General features: G+C 52.6%; 12 protein-coding genes. 5 read left to right on the top strand and 7 right to left on the bottom strand.

The genetic code is table 11. The annotated features are described in order from the left end of the window. Nucleotides 1–107: 107 nt before the first annotated feature. The 3 genes from N1689_RS08505 to N1689_RS08495 form a co-directional block, all read right to left on the bottom strand. Entirely contained in the window at nucleotides 108–3,203 is a 3,096-nt protein-coding gene (locus tag N1689_RS08505; RefSeq protein ID WP_260058565.1) for a multidrug efflux RND transporter permease subunit, read from the bottom strand. A gap of 1 nt (nucleotide 3,204) precedes the next feature. Further along, nucleotides 3,205–4,365 carry an efflux RND transporter periplasmic adaptor subunit gene (locus N1689_RS08500; protein ID WP_260058563.1) on the bottom strand — a complete coding sequence of 387 codons (1,161 nt, stop codon included), beginning with the start codon at nucleotides 4,363–4,365 and terminating at the stop codon, nucleotides 3,205–3,207. 170 nt (nucleotides 4,366–4,535) lie between these two features. Then, nucleotides 4,536–5,426, bottom strand: coding sequence for an antimicrobial resistance protein Mig-14 (locus tag N1689_RS08495; RefSeq protein WP_260058562.1), 891 nt, complete (start codon nucleotides 5,424–5,426; stop codon nucleotides 4,536–4,538). A 591-nt stretch (nucleotides 5,427–6,017) separates the two neighbouring features. Between N1689_RS08495 and N1689_RS08490 the strand changes: the two genes are divergently transcribed. Further along, nucleotides 6,018–7,127, top strand: coding sequence for an SDR family oxidoreductase (locus N1689_RS08490; RefSeq protein WP_260058561.1), 1,110 nt, complete (start codon nucleotides 6,018–6,020; stop codon nucleotides 7,125–7,127). 72 nt (nucleotides 7,128–7,199) lie between these two features. Here the strand turns inward: N1689_RS08490 and N1689_RS08485 are convergent, their stop codons facing one another. Further along, on the bottom strand, nucleotides 7,200–9,374 hold the full coding sequence (locus tag N1689_RS08485; protein WP_202605063.1) for a TonB-dependent siderophore receptor: 2,175 nt from the start codon (nucleotides 9,372–9,374) through the stop codon (nucleotides 7,200–7,202). A 276-nt stretch (nucleotides 9,375–9,650) separates the two neighbouring features. Here N1689_RS08485 and N1689_RS08480 point away from each other — a divergent pair, with 276 nt between their 5' ends. After that, complete coding sequence (locus N1689_RS08480) at nucleotides 9,651–10,790, top strand: site-specific integrase (protein WP_260058559.1); 1,140 nt, start codon at nucleotides 9,651–9,653, stop codon at nucleotides 10,788–10,790. 17 nt (nucleotides 10,791–10,807) lie between these two features. Here the strand turns inward: N1689_RS08480 and pagP are convergent, their stop codons facing one another. Further along, nucleotides 10,808–11,380 carry a lipid IV(A) palmitoyltransferase PagP gene (gene pagP, locus N1689_RS08475; RefSeq protein WP_161736328.1) on the bottom strand — a complete coding sequence of 191 codons (573 nt, stop codon included), beginning with the start codon at nucleotides 11,378–11,380 and terminating at the stop codon, nucleotides 10,808–10,810. Between the two features lie 443 nt (nucleotides 11,381–11,823). Between pagP and fhuE the strand changes: the two genes are divergently transcribed. From fhuE to N1689_RS08460, 3 genes are all read left to right on the top strand, one after another. Next, nucleotides 11,824–14,046: a ferric-rhodotorulic acid/ferric-coprogen receptor FhuE gene (gene fhuE / locus N1689_RS08470; RefSeq protein ID WP_260058558.1), complete on the top strand. Its 2,223-nt coding sequence runs from the start codon at nucleotides 11,824–11,826 to the stop codon at nucleotides 14,044–14,046. A 344-nt stretch (nucleotides 14,047–14,390) separates the two neighbouring features. Continuing rightward, entirely contained in the window at nucleotides 14,391–14,702 is a 312-nt protein-coding gene (locus N1689_RS08465) for a type II toxin-antitoxin system HigB family toxin (RefSeq protein ID WP_253418132.1), read from the top strand. After that, nucleotides 14,699–15,109 carry a type II toxin-antitoxin system HigA family antitoxin gene (locus N1689_RS08460; RefSeq protein ID WP_260058556.1) on the top strand — a complete coding sequence of 137 codons (411 nt, stop codon included), beginning with the start codon at nucleotides 14,699–14,701 and terminating at the stop codon, nucleotides 15,107–15,109. The genes N1689_RS08465 and N1689_RS08460 overlap by 4 nt, the downstream gene beginning before the upstream one ends. Before the next feature lie 113 nt (nucleotides 15,110–15,222). On the opposite strand, the gene N1689_RS08455 is transcribed toward N1689_RS08460, so the two are convergent. Then, nucleotides 15,223–16,068: a VOC family protein gene (locus N1689_RS08455; RefSeq protein ID WP_260058554.1), complete on the bottom strand. Its 846-nt coding sequence runs from the start codon at nucleotides 16,066–16,068 to the stop codon at nucleotides 15,223–15,225. A gap of 20 nt (nucleotides 16,069–16,088) precedes the next feature. Next, the gene (locus N1689_RS08450) at nucleotides 16,089–17,228 is read right to left on the bottom strand and encodes an amidohydrolase (protein WP_253418138.1); all 1,140 of its coding nucleotides are present in this window, start codon (nucleotides 17,226–17,228) and stop codon (nucleotides 16,089–16,091) included. Nucleotides 17,229–17,230 lie beyond the last annotated feature (2 nt).

The raw sequence follows: 17,230 nt of genomic DNA, 5'->3' as shown, positions 1-17,230 counted from the left end.
GCCGGGTGCGCTATAAACGCTATTGTGTTACAGCCGTTGCCATCATGATATCAGGTCTGTGAAACAATAAATCAGACGAGATACCCGCTGGAAGCGCAGTTTGCATATCATTTTTCATGAGTGATCAGCTTATTTCGCAGAGTCATCACGATGACAAAAAACAGCGGTACAAAAATAACGGCCAGAATCGTAGCACTGATGATGCCGCCAAAAACCCCGGTGCCGATAGCATGCTGGGTTTCACTGGCGGGTCCGGAGGCAATGATTAACGGGACGACGCCCAATCCGAAAGCCATTGACGTCATGATAATCGGACGCAGACGCATTCTGGCCGCGGTGATTGCTGCTTCCCGCAGGCTCTTGCCCTCCTGGTATAACTGTCTGGCAAATTCAATAATCAGCACGGCGTTCCTGGCAGATAGCCCGATAACAGTAATCAACCCGACCTTGAAGAACACGTCATCAGGCAATCCGCGAATCATTACGGCAGCGACAGCGCCCGCGATCCCCAAAGGAATCACCATCAATACGGAGAGCGGAATGGCCCAGCTCTCATAGAGCGCAGCTAACACCAGGAAGATCACCAGGATGGAGAGCACCATCAGCATGGGTGCCTGTGCAGCAGACTGCTGTTCCTGCAACGACTGGCCGGTCCATTCAACCGCGAAACCCGGCGGCAACTGTTTTGCCAGCGCTTCCATCTCTTTCATGGCATCACCACTTGAAACACCCGGCGCAGCACTGCCTGAGAGCCTCATCGCGGGATAACCCTGATAGCGGACCTGCTGGAGAGGCGCGGATGACCATACCGGTGTAACGAAGGCTTTCATCGCGACCATCCGGTTTTCACTGCTTCGGACATACAAATTGAGGATGTCATCAATCTGCATACGATCTTTCGCCTCAGCCTGAATAATCACCTGCTGCATTCGACCTTTATTGGGGTAATCGTTGACGTAGAGCGAACCCATCGCAGCGGAGAGCGTGTCGCTGATGCTGGAGAACGAGACACCCATGGCATTGGCCTTTTCACGATCGATATTCAGCCGGACAGTCGTTCCCGGCGGCAAGCCGTCAGGATAAACCTGCGTGACTTTGCTGCTTTTAGCGGCAAGCTGCAAAAGCTTAGTCTGTGCAGCTTCCAGCGCTGCATAACCCTGATTCGCGCGATCCTCCAGCCTCAGCGTAAAGCCTGAAGAGTTTCCCAACTCCTCGATAGCCGGGGGCATCATCGTCATGATGGTGCCTTCCGGTGAGTCGCGCATCGCCTGCCCGACAAATTCAACTTCCCCCCGGGTGGTGTTATCACCGCGTTCCTTGCCCTCTTTCAGGACGGTGAAAGCCAGTGCGGTGTTTGCCCCAGCGCCGGAAAAGCCAAAGCCAATGATGGATTGATTAGTTGCGATGGCGGGACGCGAACTCAGGGCATCTTCATATTTTTTCACCACAGCCAGTGTCCGCTGCTGCGTTGCCTCCGCTGGAAGCTGAAACGCCGTCATGAAGTAGCCCTGATCTTCTTCGGGGAGAAAAGCGGAAGATAGCTGACTGAATGCCAGTCCGGTTCCTGCGCACAGTGCAATAAACAACAGCATCATTCGGCCGGAGCGTTTCAGGGTAATGGCTGTCCAGCCGGAATAGCGGCTAGTCAGTCGATCAAAGCCGCGGTTGAACATGCCGAAAAAACCGCGCCGGGCATGATCGGAAGGCATTTTAAGCAGCGTGGCGCAGAGTGCGGGGGTCAGTGTCAGCGCCAGCAATGCGGAAAACAGAATTGCGGTCGCCATTGAGAGGGCAAACTGACGGTAGATAATGCCGACTGAACCGCTGACGAATCCCATGGGGATAAAGACCGCCGTGAGCACCAGCGTAATGCCGATGATGGCACCCGTTATTTCGCGCATCGCTTTTGAGGTCGCCTCGCGGGGGTTGAGGTTCTCCTCACGCATGATGCGCTCAACGTTTTCAACCACGACAATCGCATCATCAACGATGAGGCCGATGGCGAGCACCAGTCCAAACATCGTGAGAACATTGACGGAGAAGCCAGCGAGCAGCATGACGGATAGCGTGCCCAATAAGGCAATCGGCGCGACAATGGCGGGTATGAAGGTATAGCGGATGTTCTGTAAAAACAGATACATCACCACGAATACCAGCACCATCGCTTCGGGAAGGGTGTGGATCACCTTCCCGATTGAGAGCTTTACGAAGGGTGCGGTATTGAAAGGGAGCGCGTAACGAATATCCTCCGGCATCGACAGACTCAGTTCTTTCATCCGGGTCGACACCGCCTCTGCGGTCTTTACCGCGTTGGCACCGGGCGCCAGCATAATCGCTGCACCCGTTGAGTTCTGACCATTTTCACGCATCAGCATGCTGTAACTCTGAGAACCGGTCTCCACTCTTGCCACGTCAGAGAGCTTGACGCTGGAGCCATCCTGATTCGCGCGCAGCACAATGCGGCCGAACTGCTCAGGCGTGGTTAGCTGACCCTCCACCGTTAAGGGAAGGGTAACCATCTGACCGGGCAACGCGGGCTCGTCACCGACCCGTCCCGGGGCGATTTGGGCATTCTGCTGGGTGATGGCGGCAGAAATGTCGTTCATCGTCAGGTTGAGTGAAAGCAGTCTGGCGGGATCGATCCAGACGCGTAGCGCGCTTTCCGCGCCGAACAGCTGAACCCGTCCTACGCCAGGCAGTCTGCGCAGTTCTTCAACCACATTTCTGGCCATGTAGTCACTTAACGCTTCACTGTCTGTTTTCCCGGCTTTAGAGGTCAGACTGACAATCATCAGGAAGCCGGTGTCAGCCGATTCAACCTGAAGCCCATTCTGCCGCACCGTCTGCGGCAGGCGGGATTCCACCGTCTTGATGCGGTTCTGTACATCAACCTGAGCCAGTTCGGCATCTGTGCCCGGTTTGAATGTGACCGTAATGGTCGCCTGACCCGAGGTGTCCGTGGATGATTCAAAATAGAGCAGATTCTTGACGCTGGCGAGTTCGCGCTCAATCAGGCTGACGACGGTGTCGTTCATCGTCTGCGGCGAAGCGCCTGCCCAGGTCGCGGTGATGCTGACATTCGGTGGTGCAACCGAGGGGTAACGGGCCACCGGCAGTTTGGGGATCGCAATGATCCCGAACAGAATGATGAACAAGGCGACAACCCAGGCGAAAACCGGGCGCCTGATGAAAAACTCAGCCATATTACTCTCCGGCCTTCATGGTCAGATTTGCAGGGGAGGCAGTTGAAATCACTGCCGCGACTTGGGTGCCGTTGCTGAGCTTATCCATGCCCTGGACAACAACACGGCTGCCGGCAGGTAATCCTTCGGCAATGCGATAGGCGCCATGGATTAATTCCCCGACGTGCACGTTGACCTGACGGGCCTGTTGCCTGTCGTCAACTACCCAAAGCGCAGCGTGACCCTCCTGAAGTGATACAGCCTGCTGGGGAACCAGCAGCGCATCGTCATAGTGCTGACGCAGGATCTCAACCCGAACAAACATGCCGGGCAGGAGTTCGCGGTCAGGATTACTCACTTCAATGCGCACCATAACGTCACCCGTTGCGGGATCGACGCTCATGCCGGAGAACAGGATCCTGCCTGGCTGGTGATAGACAGCGCCACCGGGTAACAAAATCTTTACCGGCACGCCTGTAGCGGCATTCTGCTGACTCACTGCCTGCTGGCGCAGCTGTTGGTAAACCTCAGCGGGCTGGTGGACGTCCACATAAATAGGGTCTGTCTGGTAGATGCGAGCCAGCGGGGTGCTATCACTGGCTGTCACATACGCCCCTTCGGAAATCAGAGCCTGATCAATACGTCCGGATATCGGTGCTTCAACGGTGGCAAAACTCAGATCAAGCGCTTTGCGCCTGAGCGCAGCGCTGGCCTGCGCGACATCTGCCGCCGTCTGGCGGGCATTCGCAATGGCTTCATCAAAGCTCTGACGGCTCACTGCGCCCGTTTTCATTAGTGGTCGCAGACGCGCAGCCTGCTGCTGGGCTTTGTCATTGCCGGCTTTGGCACGCAGTAAACCGGCCTGAGCACTGGCAACTTCCGCTTCAAAAGGCGCCGCGTTAATCTGGAAGAGTGGCATGCCTTTTTTAATGTCTGCGCCCTGTTCAAACAGGCGGCGCTGAATAATACCGCTGACCTGCGGCCGTATTTCTGCAGTGTGCAGCGCATTAACGCGACCTGGAAGCGTCTCGCTGACCGATAAAACCTGTGGCTGGATCACCTCAATGGCAACCTGAGGAGCAGGGGCTTCAGTTTCCATAATCGCTTTTTCATCGCAGCCCGTCAGCGCGGCAATCAGGGCAACCAAAAGTAAAGGCAGCGAAAAATGTTTGCGGGATAACATGGATTTCTCGTCTCTAAAAGTGATAACCCATGTTATCGGACACGCGTTTATTCTCAGTTGAGGGTGTGTTGAGATTGTGTGTAGACGCTAAATTATTTAACGTTTAAAAGATGATTGCATTGCCGGGATGAAATTCAGTTTGCAATGCAATCACCTAAAAGGATCTCGCTTCAGAATAGCGTACGGCCTGAGGGCATAATATCGCACCACTGTTTTTTATAATGCCAGCCTGGGTTGTAAGCCCCCAGAGAAAAAATAAATTTCTTATCCGATGACGCCGCTAACGCTCTGGCGTGCTGAATGTTTTCCCAGAGTAAGACAGAACCCACCCCCATCGATTTAAACTGCGGGTCAATTCCGCCATTAACGTCCTCGAAATAAAACCATGATGGGCATTCAACTTTATAATTGAGGTCAAAAGCGCAGGGTGAGTCATTGATGAATAAGACTTTGCCGAAAATCATATCTCTGAACGTAGTGAACGTCTCAGTCAGGATGCTGGTGTCAGTACACGTAAGGGTGTTTTGCCACCGCAAATCGAACAGGTGCTGATAAATAGCCGACAATTCAGCAGGGGAAAAAGAGGAGACATCTTCGACTGTTCCACCCGCTTTTCTGAATCGCCGTACCTCTCCGGTACGCTTCTTAGCGGTTTTCATGGAAAAGTCGGACTTGATGTGAGCTATTTTTTTCTTAAACAGGTTGTGACGGATGCTGTTAAAAATTACGCCCTGAGAATGGGGCGATAACCGTTTGGTTTTAAAAGGGAGGATAATTTTCTCACCCGATTTAATCGGGAGGATTAAATCATCAAAAACAAAGGGAAGCTTTGATTTTTTATATTCCAGAGAGCCATTAATTGAAAATACCCCAGCAATGGGTTGTCCATGTCGCCTTTTTATATAGTACTGAATACAGACGCCTTCACGCTCAGAAAGATAGGCGAGAACACGGGGATGGGTGCATACGCTTCCCCCAAATGCAGTGTAAAGCTGAGCATAAGCAGAAAGGGTGCACTCTTCCCAGCCGGTATTTTTAAGTTTTAAGTGTGTTGTAAACATGCCTGTCACCTGAAGTGCAACGCGAGAATGCGCCGGAGAGTCTGCCCGGAAATATTTTATAACGGCCAAGGGTGTAATTGATGAACATTAAACAATGGATAAACAAGTGCAGGGATTTATATGATAAATCGTTTTTGTTTAGCTTCTACACATGTTCTACACACAGTCTGAACTGACTCTCCATAAATAACCTACCAACAAACTTCATTCTTTAAATTAATAATAAGTTCAGGAAAAAAATTTTAAAAAAATCTTGATCCCAAATGGCAAAAATTGTTCAAATCAGATCGTGAGTTCAACAGAGGGTGTAAATATTTAAAGGTGGCACTCTGATCATGGAATATAAACAGAATCTAAATGAACAAGTTTAATGAAATATCTTCAGTCTTGTTGAGCCTGACGATAGTTATTACCTTTATACTGGTCTGGTTCTCAGGCTGAGAAGTGTTTAAGTCGTCAGTTTAGGATTTGGCGTCAAACCTTAATTTATCTTTAAGACCACCATAAATATGGTAACCACAATAATTTTTCCTGTTCGGGAAGCGTTCTGTTAATGCTTTCCTTTGATCAACCAGATTAAATGGCACTATCATGAAAAAAATCCTTATTACCGGTTCTACAGGTTTTTTAGGCGGGGCTGTCGTCGCAAATTTATTACAGAACAGCGTTAAGGATCGACTGCTGCTGCTGGTCAGAGGCGAGACCGTTGATGAAGGGTTGAAGAGGCTTACAGCCAACCTGAAGAATTTTGGCTTAAAGGAGTCAGTAATCAATTCGATAGCACCTGAAAATATTATCCTGGGTGACCTGGCATTTACGGATAATTTTATTCATGACTCACGACTTAATGACGTTACCCATGTCATTAACTGCGCCGCCGTCGCCTCATTTGGTAATAATCCTGCCATCTGGAAAGTGAACGTTGAAGGCACGTTCCGGTTTGCCGAACGAATGAGCCGGGTTGAAGGCTTGAAAAAATTTATCCACGTTGGAACCGCTATGTCCTGTGCGCCGGAACCTGGCTCACTGGTGACTGAGGGCGGACTCAACTCCAGTCGGGATCAGCATATCGTTGAATACACATGGAGTAAGGCTTCGATTGAAAAGCTGATGACAGAGAAATTGCCAGGCCTGCCACTGGTGATTGCCCGTCCGTCGATTGTGGTGGGTCATTCCGATCAGGGATGCCTGCCTTCAGCCAGCATTTTCTGGGTATTCAGGATGGCACTGGCGTTGGGTAAATTCACCTGCGAACTTGACGATCGTATTGATGTGGTTCCGGTTGATTACTGCGCGGATGCACTGGTTCTGCTGCTCGACGCAGATAACGTCATTAATGAAGTCATTCACATTTCTGCCGGAACACACAGCAGTGTTACGTTTGCAGAAATTGATGAGGCGATGGCCAGAGCGTCAGGAAACAAGGCGCTGGGTGTGGATTATCAGAAGGTGTCCTATAAACAGCTGTCAGATAGCAGAAGAACGTTTAAGGATCTGTTTGGCCCCTGCAATGAACGCATCATGCTGCGCGCGATGAACCTGTATGGGCACTTCTCAAACCTGAATGTGGTGTTTGATAACACCAAACTGCTGCAGCTTGGCATGAATAAGCCTTCCAGATTCACCGAGTATCTGGATCGCTGTGTGCTGACAACACGTGATTCAACAATTGCCGAATTGATGCAGGTCGATTTTAAGTAGTTGGGAACGAAGTAAGGGAAGAGGGTTGTTTTTCCTGAAAAAAGCGCTTCCGGCTGGAAGCGCTTCGGTTAATTAAAACGTCATGGTCAGACCCGCATAATAAGCACGGCCTGGTTCGTTATAGGTCGATGCCCCATCTGCTTCCCGGTAGAGTTGCTTATCCAGCAGGTTATTGATGCCGGCGTTGGCCCGCAGATTTTTGGTAATGTCATAATTGAAATTAACCCCGAATACCGAGTAAGCCCCGACTTCCCGAGTCGACATTGAGCCATTTTCTGTGCGGGATTCTGCATACTGCCTTGGTTTCTGGCGGCCATACATTGTCCAGTTCAGGTTGGTAGAGAAATCCTGCGTCACCTGCCAGTCCAGCATGGCGTTGATGGTGTATTCCGGAATAATCGACAGCGGATTGCCGGTCTTTTTATCCTTTGACTGGATCATGTAAGTGGCATTAGTCCGCCACTCAAGTTCGTCACGGACCAACGGTATCGTAACGTTACCTTCCAGACCTTCAACCACCGCTTTGCCGCCGTTGCTCCACTTCAGAATGTTGTTGCCATTAGAGGCGTAACCCAGCACATCGGTCCCGGCGACGATCTTGTTCTTATAATCATTGCGGAACCAGGTAAGACCCGCCACATATCCACTCTGACTGAACTCAATACCCAGCTCTTTATTGACGCTGACTTCAGGATCAAGATTTTGATTGCCCAGCAGATAGCAACTGCCACGTGTAATGTTGACCGGACAACCATTACCTCGTGTAGCCAGTAAATAGCCTTCGCTGGACTGATAGAGGTTAGGGGCTTTAAATGCACGGGCGATACCGGCTTTCAGGGTAAAACTTTCTCCCAGCGCCTGAGAAATATTCAGCGACGGACTCCAGTTAGCCCCAAAGGTATCGTGATAATCAAAGCGCAGACCCGGGATCACCTCAGTACTGTCGGTCGCGGCGATATTATCTTCGAAATAGAGCGAACTCAGCGTCGCACTGTTTTTACTGTTGCGGCTGCCCGCATCACCACTGATACCGTCAATCGAAACGCCTGGCGCACTGGTGCCATTCATGGAGTTGGGATCGTTCAGCTCATCACGGTTCCACTCGGCGCCCAGCGTAACGGTCTGTTCACGCAGCAGTTCCAGCGGGAAGCTGACTTCACCTCCTGCCCGGTAACTTTCAAAGCGGCTGGTCGAAAACGTACTGCTGTTGATTCGGCCTTCGCCCGCGCCCGCGGTGCCTTCGTTCAGACGGGTGTTATTGGTCTTCTCATAGTTAAAAGTCAGTTTTGACTGTCCCCAGTCCCAGATGCCATTGTGCGAGAGGCCCCAGGTCTGACGGTAAAGACGATTAGTTTCCGAGCCGTCGAGAGATTCGATAAGCTTATTACCGGCTCCGTTACTGTACTGGGTATCCCCGGCGTAAATATTGCCCTGACGACTGTAGCCATAGCTGAAATCCAGCACCTGCAATGGCGTAATCTTCCAGGACAACACGCTATTGATGTCTTTATTGCGAACGCCTTCACGACCGGCCGCGCCGGAGCCGTTATGCGACTGATTGATATCGAAAGCATCGCTGTCGGTTTTATTGATGTTGCCATAAAGCCGCATAGTCAGTGCATCACCCGCCAGCGGGCCACTCAGGTTAAAGTTGGCGCGTCGGGTTGCCCCTTCTTTATCATCTTCCGGCTGGTTGGTGTAGAGCGACAGCGATCCGCTCCAGTCATTTGTCGGACGTTTGGTAATGATGTTAACCACACCCCCAGCAGCGCCTGAACCGTAACGGGCTGCCGCTGGTCCACGAATAACTTCAATCCGTTCAACCATTTCCGGCGGTACCCAGTTGGAGTCGCCACGGGAATCACGCTCGCCGCGCCAGCTGTAACGCACCGAATTGCGAGAGGTTGTTGGCACACCGTCGATCAGAATCAACGTGTTTTCCGGTCCCATACCGCGAATATCGATTTGACGATTGTTACCGCGCACACCATTGGCGCTGTTACCGGTAAGATTGACGCCCGGCATTTTACGGATGATGTCGGAGAGGTCGTTGACCGGCGGATTCTTTTCAATGTCCTGTGAGGTAATCACTGAAACACCGGGCTGCTGTTTTAATTCCTGCTCCGCGGTGACCAGCATTGTTTCATCATCAGCCAGCCTTTCTGTCTCCTCCTGAGTAGCGCCGTTAGCAGAAGTACTTAACAAACCTGCCAGCAGCAGAGCGGCAGGGCGCTTATGGACACGCATGGTTACATTCACTTAGAAAATCTCCCTGAATTATTAAGGTCTGTAAACAAATGCGTATGATAATGATAATAGTTATCATTGTATATCTCGTTAAGGCATTTTTTACATCCCCTGACAGTGGGCTTTTTATTCATCAGTCTGATCACGCAGATGAGCAAAACAGCGCATAAAAATGCTTCTTAGTCATGACCCGAAAAGTTTCTCAGAATGGCTCAGAATACGTCATTGTGACTCCAGACTTATTAGGTCTGGAGTCATAACTTAACGATGGGTAGAATGGCGGCTCTTAAACGGGCAACAGGTAATAATGTGATAACAGATTCGACAATAACCACAGCGCGTTCAGCACATGTTGGCCGTCATGTCCTTATCTGGCTGGAGCAGGTTAAAGCGGCTTCGCTGAGCGAACTGGATAATTTTGGCGATGAAGGCACGGTAGAGCAGGTGATGAAGGTCTGGGTAAAACTGTCACTGTTGATCAGCCGGCGGCGTCCTGAGATCGCCATTTCGTCTCTGCTGAAACATGTTCTGCCCAACATCGGATCGCAGCCGCTCAAAACGCTGAACCGTTTGCGCCTTAACCGGCTTTACAACATCCTGATTGCCGACGGTAAAAAGGAGGAGTCGCGTCGGGTGTTCGCGCTGACCAAACAATTTCTCGCCTGGGCCGAGATGCAGGGCTATCTCGATCATTCGCCTATTGCCTCGATGAAAAAACGGGATGTCGCAGGCCGCGCTACGCCACCGCGCAATCGGCAACTCACCGATGCGGAAATCTGGGTTTTCTGGCACGGTCTGGATAACTGGGCATTATCGGAACAGGCACGCTGGGCGCTGCGCTTATGTCTGGTCAGCGCCCGACGGCCGGATGAGATTGTGCAGGCGCAGAAAGGGGAATTCGATCTGCAGTTAGGATTGTGGATGCAGGGCACCCGTAATAAATCACAGCGCGAGCATGTGTTGCCGATTTCACCGCTGATGCGGCTGTGCATCGAAGCGTTAGTTAATGCTGCCGATCCGGATTCGCCCTGGCTGGTGCCCGCACCACGCGATCCCCAACAGCCGCTGTCAAAAGGTGCGCTGAATCAGGCGCTGCGCCGGATGATCCGCGCTCCGCGTGGGCTGGGACTGGAGCCGTTTACCCCACGCGATCTGCGCCGAACCGCCCGATCAAAACTTTCAGCCCTCGACACGCCTAATGATGTCGCCCGCAAAATCATGAACCATGCGCTGGAGGGGATTGATCGGGTCTATGACACCCATGACTATCTGAGCCAGATGCGTAGCGCAATGAATACCTTTTCAGATGCGGTTAAGCAGATTATTGAATGCGAAAGTTATCATCTGCTGCGACATCGCTATGATGGCGAGACCCTCACTTTGAGCAATCTCTCCATCATGTCGATGTCACGCTAAGGCTGCGGTTTTCACGATCAGAAGTGGTAGCGCAGCCAGGCAAAATAGACGTTACCGTTATTATGCGTACCCGGTATGTAGGTCATCTGGAAATCGAGATCGCCATAGCCGATTGAGGCCAGCGGCAGCAACGCAGGCACCGGTATATAGTCCCAGTTATGCCGGGCGGTAACGCCTGCCGTGTAACCTGCACCCCAGTGAAAATTCTGGTCAGCCAGCGGACGCCATGTGGCTACCCAGCCATAACCTCCAAAGGGCTCCCATTTATTGAAGGAGTCTTTGAACGCCATTAAATAGATGCCGTTCCAGTTGCCTTTTTCATCGTAGCGGGAAATCCCCCCGCCTGCGCCCCAGGGCCTTTCATTATATTTATTGATGTGTTCCCGATCGTACGTGGCACGGTTGTGCCACGTAATCGCAGGCAGATAAAAGTCGATTCCCTCTGGCTGCTGCCATGTTGTGGCAACCTTATCACTGAAGCTTTCCCAGCCTGCGCTGACATTCTGAACCAGTGTGGCGGAGTGAGCTGTAAAAGCAGTGAGAACGGTGGTTGTCATCATCAGCGCTTTAAGAGTTGAAGTTTTGCGCATGTGCGAATACCTGTTAAGTCTGGTGTTAAATAAGGAAATAAAAGCTTTAAGACGAGTATTGTCGCACAAAGAGTGGCAACTTAAGGTCAATGAGCGGTTGATGCAGGATTTTATAATTAATAAAAGCGATGTGGCATTTCTGCTGCTCAGATCGTTCGTTTATCCATCGGCTATTTTAAGACTCTCTCCTTAATAGCAGGCTTTGAAAAAGCTTAACGTGCAGACGATATCCTGAAAAAACTCGCATTATTTGTTAACAAAATCTTGCAATGATAATCGCAATGCGTATATTTCTCATTTGCTTTGAAAGTTCATCACACCCGCGCACAGGCGCTCACGGACAGGGTTTCTGGTTCCTCAAACCCAAAGCAGGGCAGCGATGCCCGCAGGATGCAAGGTCGTGACAGTGGCAGCATAAAAACATAAAGATAATTGAGGAATTAATGAACGCTTTCGATCTTCAGGACCCCAGGGCTACAGGGGCGTCTGCGCTGCAACGCCCATTCCGATTCTCCTTACTGGCCGCCATCATCGCCTCGTCGCTGACGCATAACGCCGCCAGTGCCGCAGAAACGTCCACACCCGCTGCCAGCGATGGTCAGACGCTAACGGTCAGCGCGTCAGCCGACAATGCCGTGACAACGTCACCGCAAACGGATTACAGCGTTCCGGTTACCCGTGCTGGCACCAAAATGCTGGGCACCGTACGTGATGTGCCGCAGTCCGTCAGCATCGTCAGTACTCAGCGTATGGCCGATCAGCAGCTCCAGTCACTGAATGATGTGCTGTCCAACACCACCGGCATTCATGGTATCAGTGGCGATATGGACCGCACTAACTACTATGCGCGTGGTTTTTTAATCGACAACTACATGGTTGATGGCATTCCTACCGCCTTTGCGGAGCGCTGGAATCTGGGCGATGCTCAGACCGATATGGCGCTGTATGAGCGCGTTGAAGTGGTACGCGGGGCGACCGGGCTGTTGACCGGGCCGGGCAATCCGTCTGCTGCCATCAACATGGTGCGCAAGCACGCGGACAGCAAAACGTTCGGTGGCACCGTTTCCGCCAGTTACGGCAGCTGGAACAAACAGCGCTACGTGGCCGATCTTTCCACGCCACTCAGTGAGTCCGGCAATGTTCGTGGCCGCATGGTCGCCGGCTGGCAGGACAACAACAGTTTCATTGAGCGCTACGGTGCTAAAAAACAGTTTTTCTATGGCGTGATTGACGCCGATCTCACCGATTCTGCCACGCTGTCGGTGGGTTATGAGTTCAGCCAGGTCAATACAGACTCCACAATGTGGGGCGGCGCACCGCGCTGGTACACCGACGGCACGCAGATACATACCCGACGCGGCTATAACACGGCGCCAGACTGGGCCTACAACGATAAAGAGAACCGTAAAGTCTTTGTGAACCTGAAGCAGGACTTCGACAACGGCTGGAACCTGACGTTAAACGGCACGCACACCGATATGCGTCTGGACAGTAAGCAGATCTATCTTGATGGCTATTTTGATCGCAGCACGGGTGCGGGCGTCTCTTCCTATGCCAATTATCCTGTGGTGGGCGGAACCGGTTATAACACCGGGAAGCGCAAAGTAGATGCCGTCGATGCCTTTGCCAGCGGCCCGTATGAACTGCTGGGCCGTCAGCACGAGCTGATGGTGGGCGTCAATTATACCCGCCAGGATAACAAGTACTTCAGCACCTTTGAGAATATTTCCTCTGAGTCGCTGGGCAACTTCAACGATTTCAATGGCCAGTACCCGGAATCTGACTGGACGCCACGTCTGCCCGCCAGTGATACCCAGCTGGTTCGCCAGAAGTCGACGTACATGGCGACCCGACTGTCGCTTGCCGATCCGCTGCACCTGATCCTCGGCGCACGCTACACCAACTGGAATCGTGAAACGCCAGGCGGGGAAGCGGAAGAAAATAACATCACCCCGTATGGCGGGCTGATTTATGACTTTGCTGAAAACTGGTCTGCTTATGCCAGCTATACCTCGGTGTTCCAGCCTCAGGATTATCGTGATGCCAGTGGCGCTTATCTGTCGCCGGTTATTGGGAAAAACTACGAAGCCGGGCTGAAATCTGACTGGATGGACAGTCGCCTGACTGCCTCTGTTTCTGTATTCCGCACCGAACTGGATAACGCTGGCGAGGCGACCACCCAGACCATTCAGGGTTCAGGCGATGTGGCCTACATTGGCCGTAAAGGCGTAGTGAGTCGTGGCGTCGAGTTTGAGGTCAATGGCGCATTGACCGACAACTGGCAGATGACCTTTGGCGGCACGCGCTACATAGCGGAAAACCGGGACGGCAGTACCTTTAATCCACAGTTACCGCAGACCAGTTTTAACCTGTTCAGCAGCTATCGCCTGCCGACCCTGCAGCAGCTTACGCTGGGCGGCGGCGTGAACTGGCAGACACATATCTGGAACGACGTCGGTGGACCGGAAGGCAACGGCACATGGCGCGCCCGACAGGGCAGCTATGCACTGGTTGATCTGTTTGCCCGCTATCAGGTGAACAAAAATCTGTCGCTGCAGGGCAACCTGAATAACCTGTTCGACAAAGAGTATGACACCAACGTCGCCAGCTCCGTTGTCTACGGCCAGCCACGCAACTTCGCGGTAACCGCCAGCTATACCTTCTGATTTATCTGCGGGTAAGCCTGTGAAAAACGCCTCGGTTGAGGCGTTTTTTTTATCCAGCCAGCTATCTCTCGCCTCTGTTGGCACAATTTTTCCAGAAAAGATTTCAGAGCACAGGCAGGATTATCGTCCGACAGAAAACTGCAATGTTGCCTGTGCATTTCGATGATTCTTATCAGTAACCCTTCATCCATTCTCATATTGGTGAAGCTTCTGCCAGATTTTTACATCAGCTTAAGGCGCATTAAGTACTCGGGAACCAGCAGGTTTCTGCGTTTCCGGCTTGTCAACGCTCAGCCGTTTTGAGAAGATGGTTTCCATAATGGAAACAGTCAGGAGCCAATGGAATGCATGTTATTTCATGCGTGCCGTTTGACGAGGCGGCCAGAAAACATCCCAATGCAGCGGCAGCACTGGATCTGCTTTACCGTCACCTCAGACAGGGCAATTTCAGTGGTCCTGACGATCTCAGGGCGCTTTATGCAAGCCTTGATCGTATGAAGTATCGCGCTAAATGGTGGGTCATTGACGTCAGTGGCAACCATTTGCGCGTGATATTCTTCGCGGATTTTGAGCGCAGCAAAATCTTCATCAAACATATCTGCACGCACGCTGAGTACGACAAGCTTGTTAAGAAATATCGGGAGGTAACCGAATGAATACTGAAGCTATCAGGCTGTCAAACCAGCTGGCAGAAGCGGTGCCGCTGCTGGCCGGCAGCAACCAGCGACATGATTATCAAGAAGCACTGGAACTGGTCGAATACCTTATTGAACATGAGCCGGATAATCCGCTGGTAGATTTGCTTTGTACCCGCATTGCTCATTATGAAGATAATGATCCTGCGATGGCCGACTTCAATAGCCGCCAGCGTGAAATCAGCACCGGACCTGGCGTTCTGAGGGTATTGATCGAGCAGCACAACCTCAGCCTGAGTGACTTCGAAAATGAAATTGGCAAAAAGTCGCTGGTCAGCCGAATCCTCAGCGGCGATCGTCAGTTGACCGTGTCACACATACGGGCGTTGTGCGCGCGATTTGGCCTGTCACCATCGTTGTTTTTTTGATTTAAGACGACGCCAAACGCCGATCGAACGCCAAAAGTGATTATGACGTATCACTCCGATTGATAAAAAACGCCTCAGCCGAGGCGTTTTTCATCACAACGCAGGCCCGTGCTTCACGTAAAACGCAGGGCCAGATAAAATCCTTCACCTGACTCCACGACAATCGCCTCAGGGTGCTCCTGAAACGCAATATCACCTGCCTGCAGTGCGCTTCTGACCTGCGCGAGATCGCCGGTCTCAAAGCCCAGCGCGACCATGCGGGCGCTACCATCATAGTCTTCGGGCAGCGGACCAAAGCGACGTTGCGCATACTCTGCTGATGCAAACCGAACTGTGGCGGCACCGGCGCGCAGGACAAAGGCGCCTTCAGGACAGGCCAGCACTTTTGCGGCACCAAAGAGACGACTATAGACCTGAGCCGAGTGCGCCGGATCCTGCGCCACAATGACAAATTCACTGATGTTCCGCACGCCATTGGGATGGCGTTGCCAGGCAGGCTGCCATACCGCTTCAGGCGTCAGGTGCTGGCAAAAAAAGCTGCGACCATTGGGTATCAGCGAAGGGCGCAGCCGCACAGTTCGAAAGCGCGCTTCAGTTACCGTACCGTCGGGCAGATCGACAGGACGATGAAAAGAGGCGGGTGGATCGCCATCCAGATCCTGACGTTCCAGATGCTGAAACTCACTATCGGCGTCACTGCTTTTCCACACCAGGCCACTCAATCCTAATTGCGATTGCCAGAGATCGGCGCGCTGGCTGCCTTTGCCGGGTTCATAACCGAGCAGCTCAAGATAATTTTCGCCAAAGATAGCCAGATGATTACTCGAACCCAGCGAATGATGACCGCGCTCTGTGAGCTGAAAGCCAAGCCGCCGGAAGCGTGCGCTGGCGCTTTCGAGCTGGTCGGCCACGTTAATCACTGCGTGATCCAGAATCGGTTGCGGAACCGGAACAGACATCGCTGCACTCCTTTTTTTGGTCATTGCGCCGCCACAATCTGCAACGCGCGCGGGACCAGCTGCGTGAAGTATTCTACTGCCGGGCCGATCAGTGCTTCGTCCGGATCGAAGGCGGCGTGATGCAGGCCAAATTCGCTGGCGCTGCCGATACTGACAAAAGCGCCCGGCACCTGTTGCAGATAGAAGGCAAAATCTTCTCCGCCCATCTGCGGTGACTCAGCATGCTCCGCGAGATAACCGCTCTGCTGTGCGATTTCCAGTGCCAAATCCACCCAGCCTGGGGTGTTAATCAGGGCAGGTGGCCCCTCGGTCCACGCCAGCTCCGCGGTCGCGCCAAATCCGGCGGCGATGCCCTGAATCAGCGAGCGGATGCGGTGTGGGATCTGCGCCCGGATCTCACCATTGTGGGTGCGCACGGTGCCTTCCAGCTCAACGCTTTGCGGCAACACGTTCCAGGTATTTCCGGCGGTAAAGCGCGTCACGCTCAGCACCACCGTCTCCAGCGAGCTGAAAACCCGGCTCGGCAGCGTCTGTAAAGCGGTCACAATATGGCTGGCAATCACAATCGAATCGATGCCCTCCTGCGGTCGTGCCGCATGCGCGCCTTTACCTTCAACGCGGATCACAAAGCGATCGACGTTGGCATAAAACGCGCCCGCCCGACTACGCAGTGTACCGAGCGGCAGGTCGGGCGCATTGTGCAGGCCAAATATTGCCTGTACGCCTTCCAGCGCACCGGCATCAATCAGCTGACGTGCGCCATCAAACGTCTCTTCGGCGGGCTGAAACAGAATCCGTACACGGCCTGGCAGCGAGGCTTCCTGCTGTTTAAGCTGCAGGGCAACGCCCAGCATCACCGCGCTGTGAAGGTCATGACCGCAGGCGTGCATGACGCCCGGCGCCTGCGATCGCCACGGGCGATCGGTGATTTCATCAATCGGCAATGCATCAATATCCGCGCGCAGGGCAATCAGTGATTCACCGTGACCGATTTCTGCCACCACGCCAGTTTTCAGTCCCAGCGGCAACAGCCGGATACCCGCCTGTTCAAGCCAGCCGGCAATACGCTCAGTTGTGGCAAATTCATGGTTTGAAAGTTCCGGATGCTGATGCAGTTCGCGACGCCACTGCACCAGTTGTTCAGTTAAAGGCAATGTCATGT

The sequence above is a fragment of the Pantoea sp. XY16 genome, from assembly GCF_025153065.1.
Classification (GTDB): domain Bacteria; phylum Pseudomonadota; class Gammaproteobacteria; order Enterobacterales; family Enterobacteriaceae; genus Pantoea; species Pantoea alfalfae.
The sequence above is the reverse complement of the archived record's forward strand: the minus strand, read 5'-3'. Positions and strand labels throughout refer to the sequence as shown.